This is a genomic window from Pontibacter rugosus (assembly GCF_042678745.1).
GTDB classification, from domain to species: Bacteria; Bacteroidota; Bacteroidia; order Cytophagales; family Hymenobacteraceae; genus Pontibacter; species Pontibacter rugosus.
Genome location: NZ_JBHTLD010000056.1, coordinates 1 through 23,061 on the forward strand (window position 1 = coordinate 1; position 23,061 = coordinate 23,061).

17 protein-coding genes are annotated in these 23,061 nt (G+C 47.1%); 10 read left to right on the forward strand and 7 right to left on the reverse strand.

All coding sequences use genetic code 11. The annotated features are described in order from the left end of the window. The first annotated feature begins 214 nt into the window (after positions 1–214). The 5 genes from rpsF (at position 215) to ACFQ2O_RS08200 (ending at position 4,600) form a co-directional block, all read left to right on the forward strand. On the forward strand, positions 215–583 hold the full coding sequence (rpsF, locus tag ACFQ2O_RS08180; protein WP_377525470.1) for a 30S ribosomal protein S6: 369 nt from the start codon (positions 215–217) through the stop codon (positions 581–583). Further along, the gene (gene rpsR, locus ACFQ2O_RS08185) at positions 583–834 is read left to right on the forward strand and encodes a 30S ribosomal protein S18 (RefSeq protein WP_377525473.1); all 252 of its coding nucleotides are present in this window, start codon (positions 583–585) and stop codon (positions 832–834) included. Before rpsF ends, rpsR begins: the two co-directional genes overlap by 1 nt. Positions 835–846: 12 nt before the next feature. Continuing rightward, positions 847–1,290: a 50S ribosomal protein L9 gene (rplI, locus tag ACFQ2O_RS08190; RefSeq protein ID WP_377525477.1), complete on the forward strand. Its 444-nt coding sequence runs from the start codon at positions 847–849 to the stop codon at positions 1,288–1,290. A gap of 103 nt (positions 1,291–1,393) precedes the next feature. Continuing rightward, positions 1,394–2,374, forward strand: a complete 981-nt coding sequence (locus ACFQ2O_RS08195; protein ID WP_377525480.1) for a GSCFA domain-containing protein — start codon at positions 1,394–1,396, stop codon at positions 2,372–2,374. Between the two features lie 159 nt (positions 2,375–2,533). After that, positions 2,534–4,600, forward strand: a complete 2,067-nt coding sequence (locus ACFQ2O_RS08200; protein WP_377525483.1) for a thioredoxin domain-containing protein — start codon at positions 2,534–2,536, stop codon at positions 4,598–4,600. Positions 4,601–5,208: 608 nt separating this feature from the next. On the opposite strand, the gene ACFQ2O_RS08205 is transcribed toward ACFQ2O_RS08200, so the two are convergent. Beyond that, on the reverse strand, positions 5,209–5,946 hold the full coding sequence (locus ACFQ2O_RS08205) for an SDR family oxidoreductase (RefSeq protein WP_377525486.1): 738 nt from the start codon (positions 5,944–5,946) through the stop codon (positions 5,209–5,211). A gap of 275 nt (positions 5,947–6,221) precedes the next feature. Between ACFQ2O_RS08205 and ACFQ2O_RS08210 the strand changes: the two genes are divergently transcribed. From ACFQ2O_RS08210 to ACFQ2O_RS08220, 3 genes are all read left to right on the forward strand, one after another. Continuing rightward, the gene (locus tag ACFQ2O_RS08210; protein ID WP_377525491.1) at positions 6,222–9,521 is read left to right on the forward strand and encodes an amidohydrolase family protein; all 3,300 of its coding nucleotides are present in this window, start codon (positions 6,222–6,224) and stop codon (positions 9,519–9,521) included. A 165-nt stretch (positions 9,522–9,686) separates the two neighbouring features. Further along, positions 9,687–10,541, forward strand: a complete 855-nt coding sequence (locus tag ACFQ2O_RS08215; RefSeq protein ID WP_377525494.1) for a DUF4846 domain-containing protein — start codon at positions 9,687–9,689, stop codon at positions 10,539–10,541. 289 nt (positions 10,542–10,830) lie between these two features. Next, positions 10,831–12,126 carry a hypothetical protein gene (locus ACFQ2O_RS08220; protein ID WP_377525497.1) on the forward strand — a complete coding sequence of 432 codons (1,296 nt, stop codon included), beginning with the start codon at positions 10,831–10,833 and terminating at the stop codon, positions 12,124–12,126. A gap of 55 nt (positions 12,127–12,181) precedes the next feature. Here ACFQ2O_RS08220 and ACFQ2O_RS08225 read toward each other — a convergent pair whose 3' ends face one another. The 5 genes from ACFQ2O_RS08225 to ACFQ2O_RS08245 all read right to left on the reverse strand — a co-directional run bounded on the left by ACFQ2O_RS08225 (position 12,182) and on the right by ACFQ2O_RS08245 (position 16,425). Continuing rightward, the gene (locus tag ACFQ2O_RS08225; RefSeq protein WP_377525501.1) at positions 12,182–13,384 is read right to left on the reverse strand and encodes a serine hydrolase domain-containing protein; all 1,203 of its coding nucleotides are present in this window, start codon (positions 13,382–13,384) and stop codon (positions 12,182–12,184) included. A gap of 471 nt (positions 13,385–13,855) precedes the next feature. After that, positions 13,856–14,647: a tellurite resistance TerB family protein gene (locus ACFQ2O_RS08230; RefSeq protein ID WP_377525503.1), complete on the reverse strand. Its 792-nt coding sequence runs from the start codon at positions 14,645–14,647 to the stop codon at positions 13,856–13,858. 66 nt (positions 14,648–14,713) lie between these two features. Then, positions 14,714–15,661 (reverse strand): NAD(P)-dependent alcohol dehydrogenase, encoded by a 948-nt coding sequence (locus ACFQ2O_RS08235; RefSeq protein ID WP_377525505.1) that lies wholly within the window; start codon positions 15,659–15,661, stop codon positions 14,714–14,716. Positions 15,662–15,847: 186 nt separating this feature from the next. Beyond that, positions 15,848–15,997, reverse strand: a complete 150-nt coding sequence (locus tag ACFQ2O_RS08240) for a hypothetical protein (protein WP_377525507.1) — start codon at positions 15,995–15,997, stop codon at positions 15,848–15,850. Between the two features lie 185 nt (positions 15,998–16,182). After that, positions 16,183–16,425 carry a hypothetical protein gene (locus tag ACFQ2O_RS08245; protein ID WP_377525509.1) on the reverse strand — a complete coding sequence of 81 codons (243 nt, stop codon included), beginning with the start codon at positions 16,423–16,425 and terminating at the stop codon, positions 16,183–16,185. Positions 16,426–16,620: 195 nt separating this feature from the next. On the opposite strand from ACFQ2O_RS08245, the gene ACFQ2O_RS08250 reads away from it, so the two are divergent. Then, entirely contained in the window at positions 16,621–18,510 is a 1,890-nt protein-coding gene (locus ACFQ2O_RS08250) for a CocE/NonD family hydrolase (RefSeq protein ID WP_377525511.1), read from the forward strand. A 152-nt stretch (positions 18,511–18,662) separates the two neighbouring features. On the opposite strand, the gene ACFQ2O_RS08255 is transcribed toward ACFQ2O_RS08250, so the two are convergent. Then, entirely contained in the window at positions 18,663–22,460 is a 3,798-nt protein-coding gene (locus ACFQ2O_RS08255; RefSeq protein ID WP_377525514.1) for an Ig-like domain-containing protein, read from the reverse strand. Between ACFQ2O_RS08255 and ACFQ2O_RS08260 the strand changes: the two genes are divergently transcribed. Continuing rightward, positions 22,390–22,803: a hypothetical protein gene (locus tag ACFQ2O_RS08260; RefSeq protein ID WP_377525516.1), complete on the forward strand. Its 414-nt coding sequence runs from the start codon at positions 22,390–22,392 to the stop codon at positions 22,801–22,803. The two genes, ACFQ2O_RS08255 and ACFQ2O_RS08260, sit on opposite strands and share 71 nt — an antisense overlap. Positions 22,804–23,061: the final 258 nt, after the last annotated feature.

Consider the following 23,061-nt stretch of genomic DNA (forward strand, 5'->3'; position numbering starts at 1 on the left):
CTTAATATTAAGTTGAATTAAAAATAGCTTACCTTATGTGACCTGACATGAGCAAGGCAACACCTATAATATATAGGAGGTGTTACTATACATCTTTTAGCTTACTTGTTCACCTTCTGTCTGTATTTGTTTACTTAATTATCAAGAGAGTACTTGCTAATCACAAAACAGAGATTTACCTTTGCAGGCTAAAATTAAAATTTAATTCGAACCGATGGAATTGAGAAATTACGAAACTGTCTTCATTCTGACTCCTCTGTTGAACGAGGCGCAGATGCAAGAAACGGTCGAGAAGTTCAGAGAGGTGCTAAAGGAAAATGGCGCCGACATTATTCACGAAGAGAACTGGGGTCTTCGCAAACTGGCTTACCCAATCCAGAAGAAGTCAACAGGTTTCTATCACCTTGTTGAGTTTAAGGCACCTACTACTGTTGTTGATGCGCTTGAACTGGCTTATCGCCGTGATGAAAAAGTAGTTCGTTTCTTAACTACTGCCCTTGATAAGCACGCTGTTGCTTACAACGAGCGCAGAAGAAACGGCGAGTTCAAATCACAAGCTAAAAAAGAGGAGGTTAAAGGATAATGAGCTTAGTTAACGAAAGAGTACACAAACAAGAAAACCGTCCGAAGTACTGCCGTTTCAAGAAAAGCGGAATTAAGTACATCGATTATAAAGATGGTAACTTCCTACTGAAGTTTGTAAACGAGCAAGGTAAAATTCTTCCGAGAAGACTTACAGGCACAAGCCTTAAGTTCCAGCGCAAAGTGGCTCAGGCTGTTGCCAGAGCAAGACACCTTGCCATTTTACCTTATGTAACGGATTCTTTAAAATAAGGAGGGCGAACGATGGAAGTAATACTTAGAGACGACGTTAAAGGCCTTGGCTATAAAAACGATATAGTAGACGTGAAGCCTGGTTATGGCCGTAACTACCTGATCCCACAGGGTCTGGCAGTTATCGCTGACAAATCAAGCAGAAAAGTTGTAGCTGAAAACATCCGTCAGGCTGCGCACAAAGCTGAGAAATTCAAGAACGATGCACAGGAGCTGGCTAACAGCATCGGCGACATCACACTTGAGCTTCCTGCTAAAGTGGGTGAAACTGGAAAGATTTTCGGTTCTGTTACAACACTTCAGCTTTCTGATGCCCTGAAGGCAAAAGGATTTGATGTAGACCGCAAGCGTATTTCTTTCGACCAGGATGTTAAAACTGCTGGCGAATATACTGCTACGCTTAACCTGCACAAAGAGGTGAAGCACCAGGTACGTTTCAATGTAGTTGCTGAATAAGCTCCTACTCAATACGAAAAGTATAAAAGCGTCCTGCCAGATTTGGCAGGACGCTTTTTTTTAGCATAACTCCGTACATTTAAAAGATATACGATCATCGCTTATGTTTCGCACTGAAGTACATATTCCGTCTGCAAACTTATATCTGTCGCACCAGCACAAGATAGTAACTATCGGCTCCTGCTTTGCCGAGGTAATCGGAAGCAAACTTCAACAGCAAAAGGTTGATACATTGGTAAATCCCTTCGGAACGATCTTCAATCCAATATCTGTATGCCTGCTGTTAAAAGCCGCATCTGGTAAACCTTATAATTTCGAAAACCACCTGGTGGAGCACCAGGGCATCTGGTACGCGTATGACCTGCACTCCTCCCTCTCCTCTCCAAATAAGGCTGAGTTGTTGCAACAAATTCAACAGCGGTTACAGCAAACTACCGAATACCTGCAACAGGCGTCGCTGCTCATCATAACCCTGGGTACAGCCGTAGCCTATCGTTTAAGCCAGACAGGTAAAGTGGTAGCCAACTGCCATAAGCTACCTAGCAGCAATTTTACAAGAGTTTTACTTAACCACGAAGAAGCCATACTTGCCTTCGAAGATATGTTTGCCTTACTCAAGCTTTTTAACCCAAAGCTTAAGGTACTACTCACAGTGAGCCCGGTGCGCCACATCAAAGAGACAATTGCGCTGAACAGCGTGAGCAAATCTGTGCTTCGGGTGCTGTGCCATCAGCTAGAAGAAGCGCATGAGGATGTGCTATACTTTCCGGCCTATGAAATAATGATGGATGATTTGCGCGACTACCGTTTTTACAAGCAGGACATGTTGCACCCATCGGAGTTGGCTGAAGATTATATCTGGCAAAAGTTTGTAGATGCTTTTTATACTTCTGAATTCAAGCAGTTCATAAATGAGTGGGAGAAAATGCGTCGCGCTGTCACACACAGGCCGTTCCATGCGGCATCAGAGGCACACCAAATGTTCCTGCAGAACACACTGAAACAGCTCCACACGCTACAGGAGAAGTATAAAATAGACGTTACCGCCGAAGAACAAGTCCTACAGCAACAGCTACGCTCTTAGCCACACATCAACCATACACCTTTGCCTGTCTTCGCCGTAGAAATAGCTTTACATTAGACTTTAGACGCTAGACATCAGACACAACAATCTTAAATTTCTGTACTTAAGCAGAATATTGTATCGTCTTGTATCCTGATACTTGTGTCTAAAAACAAACTTATGGCAGCAGACAGAAAACCTAACCGACTTATAAAAGAGAGTAGCCCTTACTTACTTCAGCACGCTTATAACCCCGTAAATTGGTATCCTTGGGGAGAAGAAGCGCTGCAGAAAGCGAAGCAGGAAGACAAACCTATACTTGTCAGTATTGGCTACGCCGCCTGCCACTGGTGCCATGTGATGGAGCACCAGTCTTTCGAGCAGGAGAAGATTGCCACAGTGATGAACGAGCATTTTGTCTGCATTAAAGTGGACCGGGAGGAAAGACCTGATGTAGATGCAGTATACATGGATGCGCTGCAGGCAATGGGCGTCCGGGGTGGCTGGCCACTCAACGTGTTCCTCAATTCAGAAGCAAAGCCGTTTTATGGTGGCACCTACTTTCCGCCACAGCAGTGGGAAAACCTATTGACTAATATTGCCGAGGCATATCAACAAAACCGACAAGAGCTAAACACTTCTGCCGAGCAGTTCGCCCAGCACCTGAATGTAAGCGAACTGGATAAGTATGGCCTTCAGAAAAAGAACTTTCATGTAAGTGAAGACGATTTCAAGCTGATTGGCTATAACCTTAGCACACGCTTCGACAGGAAAAAAGGAGGACTGGGGGAAGCGCCTAAGTTCCCGATGCCGAGTAATTACCTGTTCCTGCTGCGCTATTACAGCCAAACCAGCGACTATACTGCCTTAAACCAGCTAAACCTGACATTGCGTGAGATGGCTTACGGAGGTATCTATGATCAGATTGGCGGCGGCTTTTCCCGTTACTCAGTAGATGACGACTGGCTGGTGCCCCACTTCGAGAAAATGCTGTACGACAACGGGCAGCTTATCTCTCTCTATGCAGAAGCTTATCAAGCCACACGTGAAACATTGTACCACGATGTGGTTTATGAGACCATCAACTTTGTTGAGCGTGAGCTGATGAGCAAGGAAGGTGGCTTTTATGCTTCACTGGATGCAGACAGCGAAGGTGTGGAAGGCAAGTATTATACTTTCACCAAAGATGAGTTACATGCGCTGTTAGGAGATGAAGAGCCGCTCTTCTCTAAATACTACCATGCCACAGCCGCCGGTAACTTTGAACATAACCAAAACATTCTGCACCGGCGCATTTCTGATGAAGACTTTGCAAAGGAAAACCAACTGGAGCTGGAGGTACTACAGGAAATGGTACAAGGCTGGAAAGAACAGCTGATGCAAGTACGTGCAACCCGCGTACGCCCAGGCTTGGATGACAAAACCCTCACATCCTGGAATGCGCTGATGCTAAAAGGCCTGGCCGATGCATACTATGTCTTCGGCAACAAACACTTTCTAGAGTTGGCCTTCCGGAATGCTAACTTTATACTTGAGCACCTGAAGACCGGCAGCAAACTTTACCGCAACTACAAAGAAGGCAAAGCTACCATAGATGGTTTTCTGGAGGATTACGCACTGCTGTCACGCGCTTTTATACGCCTTTATGAGGTAACTTTTGATGAGAAGTGGCTACAGGAGGCAAAGGCCCTGACAGACTATACCTTGAACAACTTCTTTGATGAGAAAGAACGCTTGTTCTACTTTACAGATCAGCGTTCTGAAAAGCTGATTGCCCGCAAAAAGGAAATCTTCGATAACGTAGTCCCGGCTTCTAACTCTGTCATGGCTACTAACCTGCACCTTTTGGGCTTATACTTTGATGAGGAACGCTATACAACACTCTCAGATGAGATGCTGGCAAAGATTAAAGACCTGATGATTAAAGAGCCTACACATTTAAGCAACTGGGCTTCGCTATACTTCCACAATCTTACGCCTACTGCCGAGGTTGCCATCGTAGGGCCAGAAGCCGCCGAGCTTCGTGCAGAGCTAAGTGCCTTCTACTTGCCCAATATGATTTTGTTAGGTGAAGACACAGGAGCAGGTAGCAGCATTCCACTACTGGAGGACAAAATAGCTATCAACGGCAAAACCACCATCTACGTCTGTTACAACAAAACCTGCCAGCTACCCGTGCATACAGCTGCTGAAGCGCTGGAGCAACTGAGAGGAGGGCAGGATGAGCCAAAGTTTCCAGCGCTGTAGTTTCGGCCATTGCACAAACCCACCCCTAGCCCCTCACGAGAGGGGAATTTTGGTTGATAATATTTTAACAAGTATAAATTTCATAGCGGACGGTATCGCGCGGACAGGTCGCGACCTGCCCCTACAGGAATAGCTGAAGTTTAGGTAGTGCATGCTATTGGAAATGTTCCCAGTCCTTGGGTTGAGCGCCTTGTGCATGTTGCGGTGCCCGCTAGGGCAGCCCGCAGCGGAGCGAGGAGCAGCTTCAGGCACACAGCGCGATGCCCCAGGACGAGCCCTCGCGGGCATGAGCGCTCCAAGGCAAAAGGTGAAACATTTGGTATTTGGGAGCTGGAGGATGAACAACAACAAGAAAGGATAACTTCGCTGAAGATGCTACAAACAATGGCAATGAAAATTCCGCCGAGGCTGTACAGGTATGGCTCTGCGAGCCAGTAGAGCTGGAAGCTCTACACCATAATAGGCACTAGCTGCAAGCTAGCGCCAGCGGGATTCAAGGTCGGAGGCACAAGCGGACGCTTACGCAAGCAAAAGGAGTTTATAAGATGTAATTTACAATTAGCAAACGTGTTAACCGCGACTTATACTTTATACCCATACCAACCCCTCTACAACGTACTCATCATCTTCACCATCTGGTCAATCTCTTCGCGGCTAGCTAACCTTGCTTTTTCTGATCTGCCATAGCCTACCTCTAGCTCACCGGCTTCAATACGTTGCATAATGCTATCAGCAAATTCGTCTACAGGCACACCCATGGTGTGTATACCAGCGCCACCTAAATCAGTGTCTACTGCAGGCGGAGCAATTTCTATTACTTTTATACTTGTGCTGGCTAACTCATACCGAAGTGTCATGCTGAAAGAATGGATGGCTGCTTTGGTAGCACTATATACCAGTGCAAAGGTACCCGGCGTAAAAGCCAGTCCTGATGACACGTTCATAATGGCGGCAGTCACCTGCTGCTGCAGGTGTGGGATAAAGAGGGCGGACAGATGAAGGGGCGCTTCTACGTTGATGGCTATTTCCTGCCTACGCACCGACCACGGCTCCTCGTCCTCCATAAAGCTGCCTCTGCGCTGTATACCAGCATTATTCACCAGCACATTCAGCTTCGGGAACTCCTTTGTTACCCACTCAAATAATGCCACGCGGTCACTTTCATCAGCTACATCGCATACCCTGGTATGCAGGCTGGCATGTTTCTGCTTTGCCTCCTGCAGCTTGTCCTCTCTCCTGCCACAGATAATCACGTCACTACCGGCTTTCAAAAAACGTTCGGCTATGGCTAAGCCTATACCCGTCGCACCTCCTGTTATCAACACTGTATTTCCAGCTAAATTCATTGGTATAAATCTTAAGTATAAAACAAATTTACTCCAGCAGCCCTACCAGAGCTCACAGATTAATGTTTGTACTCCAGTTTAGTCAGATAAGGTTCTGCACTTTTAGTAAATACTGCCCCATTTGTTGTCTATTGACTACTCAGGCTGCCTGAGGAGCTGCTAAAGAACAGCTTACAACTATGATAAGTAACCTGCCTGTGTAATAGCACTTCGCTTTGTGGCCTTAAATGTATAAATTAGAAGCGCTAAACAATTCTACTACTTTACATCTAATCATGAATAAACGTACTTATCTAAGTATGTTTCTGGCCGCTGCGCTGGCTCTCCCTTATAGCGCAGCACAGGCACAGGACAAAAAAGAAGAAGCCAAGTGGAAAGTGGATGCCGAGCATGGCCCACAGAAAGAAGTGTCTTTCACCACCAACGAAGGCACCTGGATGAGCGTGGACGTAAGCCCGGACGGCAAAGAAATTGTCTTTGATATGCTGGGGGATATTTACATCATGCCCGTTACAGGTGGCAAAGCAAAGCTGCTCCGCACTGGTCGCCCCTATGAAGTGCAGCCGCGCTTTAGCCCGAACGGCCAGCACATTTCCTTTACCTCTGATGCCGGAGGAGGCGATAACATCTGGGTGATGAAGCGCGATGGCTCTGATGCCAAGCAAATTACAGATGAAAGCTTCCGCTTACTGAACAATGCTGTTTGGACACCGGACGGGGAATACCTAGTTGCCCGCAAACACTACACCAACACCCGCTCGCTGGGAGCCGGAGAAATGTGGATGTACCACCGCACAGGTGGCGCAGGCATACAGCTAACCAAGCGCAAAAACGACCAGCAGGATGCCGGTGAGCCTTTTGCATCGCCTGATGGCAAGTATGTATACTACTCTGAAGACATGAGTGGAGGCTCTAACTTTGAGTACAACAAAGACCCGAACGGCCAGATCTATGTGATTCGCCGCGTGGACCGTAACACAGGAAAAATCGACAATGTTATTACCGGAAACGGTGGTTCTGTTCGCCCGGTCATTTCCAGAGATGGCAAGCAGATAGCTTTTGTGCGTCGTGTGCGCACTAAGTCGGTGCTGTTTGTGCATGATCTTAAAACAGGCGAAGAGTGGCCGGTATATGACAAGCTGAACCACGACCAGCAGGAGGCCTGGGCTGTGTTTGGGGTTTACCCATCCTTCTCCTGGACACCAGATAACAAAAACATCGTTTTCTGGGCAGACGGTAAAATCAATAAAATTGATGTAGCAACTAAACAGGTAACAAACATCCCTTTTGAAGCTACAGCTACGCATTATATTACCGATGCCGTACGCCACGACCATAGCAAGAACGGAGGAGTTTCACCGAAGCAGTTTACAGCCAAAGCTATTCGCCACGCGGTAACTTCTCCGGATGGAAAAACACTGGTGTTCAATGCTGCCGGTTACATCTACAAGAAAGAGTTGCCGAACGGTAAGCCAGAGCGCATCACCTCCGGTAAAGACTTCGAATTCTATCCTTCTTTCTCGCCTGATGGCAAGCAGATTGTTTACACCACCTGGAACGACGATAGCTTCGGGGGGATTTATAAGCTCGACATCCGCAAAAAGAACCCTAAGCCTGTTAAGCTGACAACGGAGAAAGGCTTCTATACAGAGCCTACCTTCTCGCCAAATGGCAAACACGTTGTGTACAGCAAGGATGGTGGTAATAACCACATGGGTTACGCGCATGGCAAAGAGCGTGGCATTTATTATATGGCAGCTGATGGCGGTAAAGCTACTTTGGTGCAGGAGCGCGGTGCTTCTCCCCTATTCAATGCTACTTCTGACCGCATCTTCTTCACAGGCAGCGAAGGCGATAAGTATGCTTTCAAGAGTATAGACCTGAACGGCAAAAACGAACAGACACACTATACTTCAAAGTATACCGACCAGTTCTACCCCAGCCCTGACAACAAGTGGATTAGTTTTGTGGAGCTATTCAATGGCTACGTTGCTCCTTTTACAACAAACGGTGCAGGTCTGGATTTGAGTGCAGATACAAAAGCTATTCCGGTGGCCCGCTTTACCCGCGATGCTGGTACCAGCATCCATTGGTCAGCCGACAGCAAGAAAATTAACTGGGTATTGGGCGATGAGTATTTCTCTAACGACCTAAAAGACCGCTTCACGTTTGTGGCTGGTGCACCAGATAAGCTCCCTGCTATCGACACGACAGGTTTGAAAATTGGCCTGGAGCTGAAAACAGATATACCGGAAGGTAAAGTAGCCTTCACCAATGCCCGCATCATCACCATGAAAGGTGATGAAGTGATTGAAGGAGGCACCATCATCGTAGACGGTAACCGCATTGTGGCCGTTGGTAAAGATGTAGCTGTTCCAAAAGACGCTAAAGTGATAGATGCCAATGGCAAAACAATCATGCCAGGCATTGTTGACGTACATGCGCACCTGGGCACTTTCCGTTTAGGTATGAGCCCGCAGAAGCAGTGGTCATACTTTGCTAACCTGGCGTATGGTGTTACCACTACCCACGACCCTTCTTCTACCACAGAGATGGTGTTTAGCCAGTCAGAAGCTGTGAAATCTGGCGCTATGGTTGGCCCTCGCATCTACTCAACGGGTACGATACTTTACGGTGCCGATGGTAATTTTAAGGCTGTCATCAACAGTATCGACGACGCACGTTCACACCTGCGCCGCCTGAAGGCAGTGGGAGGTTTTTCAGTTAAAAGCTACAACCAGCCACGCCGTGAGCAGCGCCAGCAGGTAATACAGGCTGCACGCGAGCTGGATATGAGCGTTTACCCGGAAGGCGGCTCTACTTTCTTTCACAACATGTCGATGGTATTAGATGGCCACACAGGTATAGAGCACAATATTCCGGTAGCTCCGCTTTACAAAGACGTGCTGGAAGTATGGAAAGCCTCTAAATCTGGCTACACCCCTACCTTGATTGTGAACTATGGCGGTAACTCTGGTGAGTACTACTGGTATCAGAAAACGAATGTATGGGATAAAGAGCGCTTGCTGAAGTTTACACCGCGCTCTATTATAGATGGTCGTTCGCGCCGCGTTACGCTAGTGCCAGATGAAGAGTATGAAAATGGCCACATTGCTACTTCTAAAGCTGCTAAAGCACTAACCGACAATGGTGTAAAAGTAAATTTAGGTGCGCACGGACAGCTACAGGGTTTAGGCGCCCACTGGGAGTTGTGGATGCTGCAGCAAGGCGGCATGACCAACCATGAGGCCTTAAAGGCTGCTACTTTGAACGGAGCAGAGTACTTAGGCATGAGCCAGGAAATTGGTTCGTTGGAAGCAGGCAAACTAGCCGACCTGATCGTGTTGGATGCTAACCCGCTGGAGAATATCCAAAACTCTGAGCAGGTAAAGTATACCATGATTAATGGCCGCCTGTACGATGCCGCTACCATAGCAGAGGTTGGTAACTCAGACAAAAAGCCAGGCAAGTTCTGGTGGGAAAACGATAAATATGCCTCTGCCTTTGACTGGCACGAGGGCACCGATACCCGCTTTGAAGGTATAGCCGGCGAGCATTGCGTTTGCCGCCACTAAGCAAGTATAAATATCTTACAGAAAGCGGCTACTCCGGTTGGGGTAGCCGCTTTTTGCTTTAGTAAACAACCTATACTTTAGCAGAAATTATATGCTAACAACACATCTCTTACACATTACTATTTTACTAAAAAACAGTATCTTCCTATAAAAATTCAGAACCTTATGCGCTTGTGCTTCATCGGTATACTTACATTTATACTTGCCTGCAGTTCTAAAGCAGAACAGGTAGAGGAAAAGAGCCTACAGGCTATCACAGCCACAGAAGCACGTATCATTCCTGCTGGTAAAACAATAGCAGAGCGCTTTCCGGCACCAGCTGGATTTACCAGGGTTATACCTTCGCAAAACTCCTTTGGGGCCTATCTGCAACACTTCAAATTGAAACCCGACGGAGCCTTAGTTCATTACTATAATGGAGCTGTTAAGCCTAATGACAACATTTATGATGCTGTGCTGGATATTGATGTTGGCCAGTATGACCTGCAGCAATGTGCTGATGCCGTAATGCGCCTGCGTGCCGAATACCTTTTTAAAGAGAAGCGCTACGAAGACATTCACTTTAACTTCACGAGTGGCTTTCGGGCAGATTACAGCAAGTGGCAGCAGGGCTATCGGATTCATGTAAAAGGCAATGCGTGCAGTTGGGTAAAAAAAGCGGCTCCTGCTACAAGCTATGCCTCTTTCAAAGATTATTTAAAAGTAGTGTTTACTTACGCTGGCACACTTTCACTGTCTAATGAGATGACAACAGTAGCCATGGAAGACCTGCAGATAGGAGACGTTTTTATAAAAGGCGGAAGCCCCGGCCATGCCGTAATTGTGATGGATGTGGCCGTAAATAAAACATCTGGAGAGAAGCTGTTCCTGATGGCCCAAAGCTATATGCCTGCACAAGAAATACAGGTCCTGAAAAACCCCATGAACCCCACCATTAGCCCATGGTATAGCACTTCATTCAAAGACCCGCTCCTTACACCAGAATGGACTTTCCAGAAGAATCAGCTAAAGCGGTTTTAATACAACCTTGCACATAGCAAACAAGAGAAAAGCCTACAGCTATCGTGCAGGAAGCTCAGAAGCAGTTATCTCTTCGATAGCCATACTTGCTATTGCAGCCAATAAAAATAACAGTTCCTGTTAAAAAAGTGTTGTAAAGCCAGTACAGCTGCAAAGCCTTTAACTGCCATTTTAAGACACCTCATACGTTAGCCACAACCCGGCTGGCTTACGTACAATAAGGTTCCTAACATCAGAATAGTTACCTTTAATGTTTTGCAGCACCCTTAATCAGCTAAACCAACACTGAATGCAGCCTGAAAACGAATTAAAAAAATACTACACCCTTACTAAAAAACTCGAAGACAAAGGAGGCCCTGAGCAGGATACAGATCTTTTTGAAGAAGTACTTTGGCAGGAGCAGCAGATTCTCGCCTCCTTCGGTTTGCCTAACTCCGACAAATACCGGAAAATACTCTGGGAGATAACTTACAACGACGGGTTTAAGAAAAAGACAGTACAGGACATTATCAAACAGCTGCAGCAGGCAGCTGAGAAGCACCTGCTGGCTCCGGTGCATACTGCGGTAGAAATGCTGCGGCAGGCCCAACGCGAGCAACTAAGTGCTTTTGACGTACTGCCCGAACTTGGGCTATCTACTCATGTGTACACACTCTACCTGTATGAGCAGCTGCTTCTAAAACAAGAAGCCACCTCAGAAAACATCCTTCAAGAACTGGAAAAAGCCTCTGACCTGAACCTGCTCGACAAAATCGGAAAGATGGTAAGCAAAGAGCAGCCAAGGCGCACAAAAGCTTATCGCGAGCTGAAAGAGAGTCTACCTTACCTGGATAGCTTCATCGAGTATACCTTGCACGCTGAAGAGGAAGAGAAGGATGAGGAAGAAGAGCCGAGTACGCCTGTGGGCAACGAGGGAGAATCTATTCAGGCAGTACCTTTCCTGCTATCGCACCCTATTGTGGTAGAACGTATTATTTGCATTGAGCAAACTAATATTAGCATGGTGATCAAAACGCTTCATCAGGGGCACCAGGAAACATATACCTTAGGTTTGCATGTGAAAGAATTTGAGGGATTAATGAGTCTGTATGAACCTTTCGGTGAGCAGATTCTGACTCATTGCGCACACTTGGCAGAGGAAAGTAACACAGAAGAACTAACCTATGAAATTGATCTGGAAGAAGAATTAGGCCAGAGACTGCTGATAGACCAACACTATCTGCAGGTATACGCTCCACAAATCAGAGACGAGCGTGGGCGACTGGAGGAAAACCGCTTTGGCTTTGTGATGCTGCATGAGGTAATCGAAATACCAGAAGAAAGCGAAACAGAACAGGGCGAAGAATTGGCCTTAAATCTGCTATCCGGCCACCTGAAACATGTACAGGCCTGGTACGGCTTCTATGTAAAAAAGCTGGAGTCCTTGAACTCAGATTCAGGCAGTTCTCTATCATCTGAAGAAAAGGAGTTAATAGCCCGCAATGCTGCCGGCTTGCAGGATGACAAGTTATTTGAGCTCTCGCGCCAACTGTACGAGCTATACAGCAAGCATCACATAGATTTTGAGCTGAGAAAAAAGCAGTAGTTAAAACGACAAAGGCTGTGCAGGTCGCACAGCCTTTGTCGTTTTTAGAAAGTTGTTACTTCACTGCCTCCAGCACCCGCTTAAACAGTTCGTTTTGGTTGCCGTTGTGCCAGCGCCACACAATCACAAGATCGTGCTCAGGATCTACCCAAACTGTATTTTGTCCTGCACCTAAGGCGGCATAGCTTGTAGTTGGTGCGTCTGGCCAGGCCTCACCACCGGTGTTTAGCCACCAGAGGTAGCCATAATCCGGTCCTACAGGGCCTCTTACGGTTGTTGCCTTCTTCACCCAGTCTTCTGAAATGATTTGTTTGTCTTTCCAGCGGCCATTGCGCAGGAACAGATAGCCGAATCGAGCTTCGTCGCGGGCGCTTATCCAAAGGCCACCACCCCAGCGCGTGCCACCACTTACCGATGGCATCTGCTTGCCATTTACAGCAGCAACAGAATTGCGGTAAGGCACCCAACGCCATGTTTCCGAGGCGTTGATTGGGTCCATGATCTCATCTTCGAGCACCTCTGGCAGCGGCTTCTCCCACACGCGTAATAAGGACAAAGCAAAGCGGTTGATACGGGTATCGTTATACTCATAGAAGGTGCCTGGCTCCTGCAGCTCACGTGGTTTGCGTTCGCCACGGCCATACTCCTCTTGGCCAACAAAATCATCTTTCTTGCCCCATAGCTCCCCCTGCCACTCTGATGTTTGGCGTGCGTGGTGCTCCCACGTTATCTTACTGTTGTGTTCCGAAGTATAGCCACCATCGTTTATATACTTGGCTACCGGGTCATTTATACTTTGTACCTTCCCCTTATCCAGCGTAAGGCCAAGTATGGTTGACAAAAAACTCTTGGCTACACTATAGGTAGGGTCAGCGGCTTTTGTATCGCCCCACTCAGCTACAATATACCCATCCTTCAAAATGATACCATTTGTATTGGCTCTGGTAGCTGGTAAAGGTCCAAGTGGTTTCCCGAATATCTCTTCCTGCGTAGAGAAGTCTTTGGGCATTTGCTGCGTTTCCTGGGTTTTGGCCCAGGCTACAGCTGCCTCCAACTTGGCAGCGTCAAGACCCAGCTCTTCCGGCTTGCGGTGTTTCCAGTCATCGCCCTCTCCTGGGTAGTAAACTTTAGCGGCAGATGCCTCTGTGGTAGTGCCAGCTATTTGCTGTGGTTGCTGTTGGCACGAAAGCAAAGCAAAAGCCAACGCAAAGGGTAGTATAGATTTCCGAAGCATGATGTTAAAGATTAGATTTCTCAAGATAAAAATTATAACTGTATCTGGATGTTTTTGCGATTGCCGTTCTGATTTTCGGTAAGAACAGAGCTTAAATGACAAAGCCATACTTGCTACACTGACAAGTATGGCTTTGAAGCCGCTAACTAATTTTACTAAGTATAGGCACGGAATTAACTTTAAGTATAAAAATGCCTGTCATGCTGTAAGAAGCTCGCTAGAAATGGAGAGCACCTCCCCCGGAGGTTAAGCCTTTGCGACTTCCCCACAAGATCCTTTCAGGATGACATGATAGGTTAAGCTAAATTTATCCGATTACTTCATGCTAGATGCTGGCAAGTATAAACAGGCGCATCTCAACGCATGGAAGCAGGCGTATCAGCAGTACCAACCTTTATCATAGGGAGCAAGAAAGTGCGGGGTTTATGGCGGGAAGAAGATATCTGAAGCTTGATAGAGCAGGAACTTAGCTAGCTCCTGCTCCACCTGACTATGTTACCAGCCTCCTCTGCGTGAGCCACCAAACAAACCACCCAATAAAGAGCCCAGGCCGCCAGATTGCCTCATGCTTCCGTAGCCTCTCCTACCGTTCAGTCCACCAAGTATAGATACCACAGAACCAAGGCCACCACCGCCACGGTACATGCCTCCTCCCATCATACCACCACCTAGCAGGCTACCTAGCAAGCCACCTCCCATCATTCCGCCGCCATAGCGTCTGCGGCGTCCGCTACTTAACAAGCTGCCAATAACAAGCGGGGCGGCAACACCTAAAATACCTTTCACCATGTTAGGCGAAATACCGGCTTTTTGAAACATATCGCCAAAGCCATTCTTGTTCAGAAACGACTGCGACGTCGGGTCTTCACCTTGCTGCTGCGCCTCATCAGCTTTGTTCACATACTGCTCCAGTATACTATACTGCTTCTGATCTACGCCCAGGTACACGGCCATATCCTGAATCCGCTTCTGCTCTTCCTGCGAATACTCTCCGTCGGCTTTGGCAAAGCTGATGATGTCTGTGATAAAAGAAAAGCGCAGTTGGCTGGTCTTCAGCACATCCAGGCACTTTTGCACGTTGATAATAGTTGGATCTTTTGCGATAGCTATTACCTCGCCATGTACATTTTCAGGTAGTTCTGCCGCTTCGCTCATCAGGCTCAAAAACTCCAGTTCCTCGTCTGTTGCTTTACCGTCTGCAGATGCCATGGTGGCCAATGCACCAAAATAAGCGCCTTTCTCCTCCTGCGAGTAATCCTTCAATAATTTATCTTGTTGTTGTTCCATTCGTTCTCCAATAAAGTAGTGCTGTTATAACGGCTCTTAGTAAACGCAGGTTAAGTTCTGCTCCTGCTATTCTATAACAAGTATAATTTTGCCTGCGGCATGGCCTTCTTCGCTATATCGATGCGCATCAGCGGCCTTATTTAATGGAAACTCTTTGTCAATAACAGGCTTCACTTTCCCGGTCTCTATCCAGGAGCTAATCAGCTTAAGGTCCTCCGCTTTATCATCTGTCAGGATGGCTTTTAGCTTTTTATCAGAGAAAACGGAAAGAGCAAAGCCGAAGGCTACGTCTTTCAGATCGGGCACGGTGGTAACATAACGTCCGTCTTCCCGCAGACTTGCTTTGCTATCAAGGTAGGTGCTTTTCGCCACAGCGTCAAAAATTAGGTCATAGCTGTCTTTTCTGTGGGTAAAATCTTCTTCTTTATGGTCAATTATCTGATCTGCACCCAGGCTTTTTACCAACTCAATGTGGCTGGTGCTGCATACGCCTGTTACCTCGCCGGCACCCAGTGCTTTGGCTATCTGTACAGCAAAGGAGCCTACACCACTCGAGGCACCATTAATCAGCACCTTCTCTCCCTGCACTAGTTCACCTTTATCGCGAAGGGCCTGCAAAGCGGTTAGGGCAGTAAGCGGCACGGCGGCAGCCTGAGCATAATTCAGGTTCTGCGGAATCAGCACAGCTGTCTCTTCTGAAATTACCGCATACTCTGCCGATGCTCCTCCTATTCCATTATCCGTCATGCCATACACGCGGTCGCCTGGCTCAAAAGCAAGCGCTTTATTACCCAGCTCTACCACTTCTCCGGCAATGTCGCGCCCTGGAATCTTAGGAAACTTTAGCCCGGAAATAGGAAGTAGCTTTCCAGACCGAATTTTCCAGTCTACTGGGTTTATACTTGTGGCATGCACCCGCACCAGTAGCTGGTTATCTTTTATAGTTGGCTTTGGCTGCTCACCATACTGCAGTACATCGGCATTGCCGTATTTTTCATAGTAAATCGCTTTCATAGCTGTTAGGTTGATTTGTTTTAACTCTACGACCATCAGCACAATACGTTAGTACCGGCTTGGCTATAGAAGAACGTATAAAACGCAAAAAGGCAGCCCCTCATATCAGGCTGCCTTTCTATTATAAGTTTTTATGCTACGGCAGGTGCCACAGTACCAGTTTATACTTGTGCAGGTCAGTTATATCTACTTTGTTGCCTCATACCTATAAGGCTTTCCGGCCTGTGCATCCTTGAAGCCTCTCTCAAGATCATCCCAGCCGCTAACTACATAAATTACCAGCGCTACTACTACTCCTATGAGGAGATAGCGTCTATTTGTCTTTTTTGCACTCATAGCATCGTTTGTTTAAGGTGTGTCAGAAGTGATATCTGAGTCTGCTGCTGCAGCTTCATAACCCTCTCTATAGGCCTGCTTGTGTTCTTCCCAGTTAAAGGCAACACTACCAATGAAGTAGATGGCTAGAACTGCAAAAAAAAGTTTTAAGTAACTACGGGTTTTCATAGTGGTGATGTATGTGTTTATCTATGAATAAGATTTCTATACTTCCTCACATAGTAAAGTAGAACGAGCCCTACCACTAGAGTAGCCAGATAATACCCATTGTAGCCAAGCAGGTAGCCTGTTTTGTAGCTTACTTCGGGTTTGCCCTGCAAGCCAGTCATAAAGTTTTCGAAGTCTGATGCAATAGCAAAGACCATTGCACATATGGCCCCTATAATAAACAGGTAGGGCAGCTTATAGATAAGATTTACTGCTTTCATATGATATAAGTAGGTTATTGGTTCAGTCCTTAAATATAAGAAAAGCTTTAACAAAGTATAATTTCTCAGCTATATATTTACTTGAGTATACTTACAAAAGCTTCTACAGCAGCTGTTTTAGCCTTTTGCCTATTAAATAAAACATGGATTGCTTAAATTACCCCTCTTAAACCTATATCACCTTAAATCAAAACTATGCTAAAAAAGAACAACCTGCTCCAGTGGCTAGCTGTGCTGGTTATGTGTTGCCTGAGCGCCACCATAAGTATGGCGCAAAAGGTAAACGAAGACTCGCTGTACATCCGCCAGAATTATGAGAAGGCAGAATATAAGATACCCATGCGCGATGGCAAAAAGCTGTTTACTGTGGTTTATTCGCCTAAAGACAAAAGCAAGAAGTACCCCATCCTGATGAACCGCACGCCTTACGCCGTTGGCCCTTATGGCGAAGGCATGAAAACCAGCCTGGGGCCAAGCACTACCTTGATGCGCGATGGCTACATTTTTGTGTACCAGGATGTACGGGGTACTTTTATGTCGGAGGGTGAGTTTGTGAACATGACGCCGCACCTTGATAAAAAGAAAGGCAAGAAAGATATAGACGAAAGCTCCGATACTTACGACACGGTAGACTGGCTCATCAAAAAGCTTGATAATGATAATGGACGCGTGGGCCAATGGGGCATCTCCTACCCTGGCTTTTATGCTGCCGCGGGTCTTATGAGCAACCATCCTGCCCTGAAAGCTGTGTCACCGCAGGCACCTATTGCTGATTGGTTCTGGGATGATTTTCACCACAACGGAGCTTTCTTCCTGCCACACGCCTACAACTTCCTAAGCAGCTTTGGCCTGCCGCGCAAAGAGCTGACAACGGAGTGGAACAAACGCTTTGACCATGGCACGCCGGATGGCTATGAATTCTTTATGCGGATGGGGCCGCTCAAGAACGCAAACGAAAAGTACCTGAAAGGCAGTGTGGCTTTCTGGAACGAGATGATGGAGCACCCGAACTACGACGAGTTCTGGCAGGCACGCAATATACTCCCTCACCTTAAAAACCTGAAAAACACTGCCGTGATGACGGTAGGCGGCTGGTACGATGCCGAGGACCTGTATGGCCCGCTGAAGATCTACCAGACCATCGAAAAGAACAACCCGAAGCTGACGAATATGATCGTGATGGGCCCTTGGGTGCATGGCGGTTGGGCACGTACGGATGGTTCCAACATTGGCAATGTATACTTTGGACAGAAAAACTCGCCTTACTATCAGCAGGAAGTAGAAGCCCGATTCTTTAACCATTACCTGAAAGGAGATGCCAAGCAGCCGGTTAAGTTGCCTGAGGCAGTTATGTTTGAAGGCGGCAACAATACCTGGCGCGAGTTTGCAGTATGGCCACCAAAAGAAGCCCAGGAACGCACGCTATACTTCCACGAAAACGGCAAACTAAGCTTTGAGGCTCCAAAAGCCGGTGAGACACAAGCCAGCGAGTATATTTCTGATCCTGCCAAACCTGTTCCATTCACAGAAGAAGTAGCCATTGGCATGACGCGAGAGTACATGACCGACGACCAGCGCTTTGCCAGCCGCCGCCCTGATGTGCTTACTTTCCAGACTGATGTGCTGACGGACGATTTAACGCTGGCTGGCGAGATACTGGCGCAGCTAAAAGTAGCCACTTCCGGCTCTGATGCTGACTGGGTTGTGAAGCTGATTGATGTGTACCCTGACACGGCACAAGCAAATCCGCACCAGCCCGACAAGAAAATGGGAGGTTACCAGGCCATGGTGCGCAGCGAGGTGTTCAGAGGCCGCTTCCGCAACAGCTTTGAAAAGCCGGAGCCGTTTACGCCCAATCAGGTAACACCGGTAAACGTGGAGCTGCAGGATGTGCTGTATACTTTCAAAAAAGGCCACCGCCTGATGGTACAGATCCAGAGCACCTGGTTCCCGCTCGTAGACCGCAACCCACAGAAGTATGTACCGAACATCTACGAGGCCAACGAAGAAGATTTTATCAAAGCAACGCACAAAGTATACCACGCGCCACAGCAGGCAACCAGCCTAAAGGTAAAGGTGCTGTAATTTGATTTGCAGAAAGAGGAAAACCGGTATAGCCTGACTTTTCTCTTTCTGCCTAAAATTCATATAAAGCTGCTTACTTGTTTCAAACGGCAGCAGGGTAAAACAAGAAGAGCCGGGAATTTGCCCGGCTCTTCTTGTTTTCTTTCATAGTTTTACTGCTTTAGCAGCTTTAGATTATATATTTTCCCATCTAGGCTCACCCTCACAAAGTAGACACCATGTGGCAAGTCAGGTGCAACTTGTAACACTTCTTTATTGAAGCCTTTCTCAACATCAAAGGTATATACTAGTATTTGTCGGCCTGCGGTATTGTATAGCACTACGTTCGCCTGCCCTTTCTGATCTGCTGCAATGTCCAGCGTAAATTCTGAGATGAAAGGGTTCGGGAATGCTTTAACCTGGCTAGCCACTTCACCAAACGTAACTACATTAGGTCCAAAGTATGAGAACTTTCCGTCTACATCCAGCTGCTTTAACCTGTAATAGCGTGTGCCATACTTACCGTTTTCCTTATCTGTATAAGTATAAACCTGTTTCATGGAGGCATTTCCGTTCCTGGTTTCAATGAAGTCCAGTTTTCTGAAGTCGAAACCATTTTCTGATACCTGAACTTCAAAGCCTGCGTTATCATCCTCCATGGCCGTAGCCCACTCCAACAGTACATTATACCCTTGCCTGGCAGCCCTGAAGTAGATAATCTCCACTGGCAACGGTACAGCAGGGGCTGTTTCCAATTCCTGAAACGCTACTGTGTAGCAGGCGCCATCAACAGGGTATACTTCTGCTCTCACACTAAACAGTGCGCCAACAGGCACCTCGGCAATTTCAAACACTAATCCTCCGGTCTGTACCAGCTCCCAGTTTACATCGTTTCCGTCGCCTGTATACCAACGTATCGCTTCAAGGTCATTGTTGTCGATGATATCAGACACAACAGTGAAAGAAGCACCTTCTCCAGCCACTAATTGAGAGGGAGAGATAATCTCGCCTGCTGCATTCCGGATAACAATGTCGCCTAGTGGGTCCAATACTTCCTGCTCTACAACTTCAGGCACGGCTATATCACGGGAACAGCTAGATGATGAATTGGTAGCCACTATTTTATATTTTCCCGCCAGTTGCTGCCCAAAAGACAGCGGAGTCCCATCGCCAAGCCTTAATGCACCTACATTTTGGTTATTCGACACGCGTACCAATTGGTAGCGGATTCCTGCTTCAGACCCAGTAAGCGTTATTTCCGCACCTCCGCTGCCGGCACAGTAGCTGCCTCCTGTAGCACTAAACGCAAGTGGTAATTGGTTTTCTGTTACCGTTAAGCCTCTTCCCATTGTTCTTGGACAAGCAGCAGTGTTAGGTTGGTTGGCTATAGTTGTTGCTATTACGCTGTAGGTTCCTGCTGTAAAGCCGCTGCCGAAGGAGAAGGCTCCTGTTGTAGTTCTGGCTACAGTTGCCAAAGGCTCTGTCGCACCGTTCTTAAACAAGCTATAGCTCACTCCTGCCTCTGAGTTTTGCATCCCAATACTAACACCCGGGCTACCTATACAGTAACTACTTGCTCCGGTTACAGCATACACGACAGGCAGTGGCGTCACGTTTAGCACCACATCATCTGTGCTAACACAGTTTTCCGGGCTTGTAACAGTTAGCCTGATAGTAGCCGTAGCACCTGCAACCTGAACAGTTGTAGTCAGAGAGGATGGCGTTGAAATCAAAGCATCTCCACTTATTAGTTCCCATAGCACAGTACCTCCTGAAGCACTGCCTGCCAAGGCAAAGGCTGTTCTGGTACCTGTTCGGCATAAAGCCTGATCTGTACCGGCATTCGCTATCGGAAGCTCATTTACAGTTGCAGTTACCGCTACCCTGCTGATGCTTTCGCACTGGGCGCTGCTGACAGCGGCTACATAATAAGTAGTGGTTTGGCTTACAGTTGGTGTAAAGGTAGCAGAGGTTGAGAGAATCTGGCCTCCTATAGGCTGCCCGTACCAGCGGTAGGCCCCTCCGGCCGGAGCTCCTCTTGCCAATAAAGTTACCTGGCCCGGCCCACAGCGGGTTGCCCCTGTCACATCTGCCTGCGTTAAGGAACCTGGTATTGGCTCAACTACTAACTCAAGCTCTTCTACAGCAGGCACACAGCCATTATCACTCGTAACAGTCAGCCTGATCGTTACGCTGCCTGTACCGGTTACCGTGACTAGAGGGGTAAGTGTTTTTTCACCACTGATGGTTGCTATTCCTCCCTCATCAACCAACTCCCATATATAGTTTTGGCTACTGGATTCGCCGGTAAGCCCGAACACGTTAGGCCCATTCGGGTTGTCACACTGTGGCGATTCAGCGCGTATTACTGCTGTTGGCTCAACTCTGATAATGGCCGTTACAGGAATTCTGCCAGCGCTTTCGCAGCCTGCTGCACTTACAGCCGCTACATAATACGTGGTAGATACGTCTAAAGCAGGTGTTTCAAAAACACTTCCTGTAAACGCCAATTCATTTCCTGTAGGTTCTGTGTACCAACGATATGTTCCATCTGCAGGCGCACCTGTAGCTGTTAACGTCACACTTCCGGCTCCACAACGCGACACATCAGGCACGTTAGCTTTAGAAAGTGTAGCAGGTGATGGATTAACAACTAACTCAACTTCATCTGTATCTTCCCCGCAATCACTGTTGCTTGTTACTGTCAGGCGCACCCTTACAACACCAGGCGCTGTTACCTGTACAGTTGGTGTGGTGGTATTTTCGTTCAAGATCGTGGCAATTTCGCCTCCTTCAATTATATCCCAGCTGTACGGCCCATTCTCAGCTCTTCCGGTTAGTTCAAAAAAGGTAGGCCCGTTTGTACTTTGGCAGCGAGGTGTTTCTACTGCTATAGTAGCCAATGGTAATGGCTTAACTGTAGCTGAAACAGGAGTGCGCGATGCGCTCTCGCAGCCAGCGCTACTTACTGAGGCTACATAGAATATACCTGATGATGAAAGCTCAGCTGTTGTATAAGATGTACCTGTTTCCAGTGCGTTTCCTCCGGCAGCCCTGGCATACCAACGATACGTTATCCCATCCGCAGGATTTATAACTGTAAGCGTTACTTCGCCTGCACCACATCGCTCTCCTCCTTGCACATTGCTGCTAGCTGGTGCAGCAGGAAGCGGATTTACCACTAGGTCTGTTTCAGCTACTGCTGGTTCACAGCCAGCAGCATTGCTGGTTACAGTCAAACGTATCCTCACAGTACCTGCCGATGTTACGCTTACCAGTGGTGTAAATGTGTTGTCGCCGCTAATAGTCGCTATTTCTCCGCCACTAATGATTTCCCAAATATAACTCCCATTTGTCACCATTCCAGTAAGTCCAAAAACGTTAGTGCCATCAGGGTTAGCACATTGAGGTTCTTCAGGCAGTATAGACGCGGTTGGCAATGGCCTTATTTCAGCAGTTACAGGAGTCCGTACACTGCTTTCACAGCTGTTAGTACCAATAGCCGTTACATAATAGGTAGTAGAAGAGACTAATACCGGCGTAGTATAAGAAGCACCCTCCTTCACCATTATATTAGTTGCACTGAACCAGCGATAAGTAACGCCTGCAACAGGATTTGTAACGGCTAAAGTAACTTCTCCAGGCCCGCAACGGGCTACCGCAGGCACCACGGGTGCTGCTGGTCTTGGCCTTACTGTTACTGCTAAAGATCTTGTAGCTCCTGCAGTTCCGCAGGCATTGAGGGCTGCAACCGTAACAGTACCAGAAGCGGCACTTTCTGAAAAGTTGACAATAATTTCATTTGTATTCTGACCACTTGCAATAGTTGCCCCAGAAGGTACTACCCATTGGTAGCCTGATGCACCCGCTACCGCAGCCACGCTAAAACGAACGCCAGCTGTGCCTGCACATAAATTATTATTGCTAGCTGTTATAGCCCCAGCGTTTAAGACCGGCGCAACCTGGAGCATTAACGTATTTGAATTACTACTACCATTACCATTACCATTACCTTTCCTTACACTCACAGGCAAACTTCCAGCAGTAGCAATGAGGTTAGCAGTTACATTAACCCGAAGCGTAGCAGTAGAAGTAAATGCAGGGTTTATAGAAACTCCATTAATTACAACTGTTGTGTTTCCGTTTAAGTTATCCCCATTTATAGTTAACACAAAGGCTCCCTCTCCGGCAGTTTTACAGGCGGGTTGCAAACTTGTAATAGTTTGGGCCATTGCCATACCTCCTGAAAGAGACAGGAATAACAACAGAATAATTGAAAAGAGGGGTGAAAATATCCGGGTACCTCCTGAATGAAGTTTTGTAAAGATTCTACTCATAAATTATCTTTGATGGGTACAGATGCAGCTATTAGATACTTGTAAAGGCACCTTTTTAGCAGGTACAGTGGGAGTAGAATAAGGAAACCTTAAAGTAACAAAGCGTTATAAAACGCATGCAACTAACTGATTTACTGCCTAAAGAGATAAAACTCACAACCGAACTACAAGTGCTTCTACTGAAGCTATGGCTGTTTCTTTCTTTCCTAGGAGTAGAGAAATTAATATAATTTAT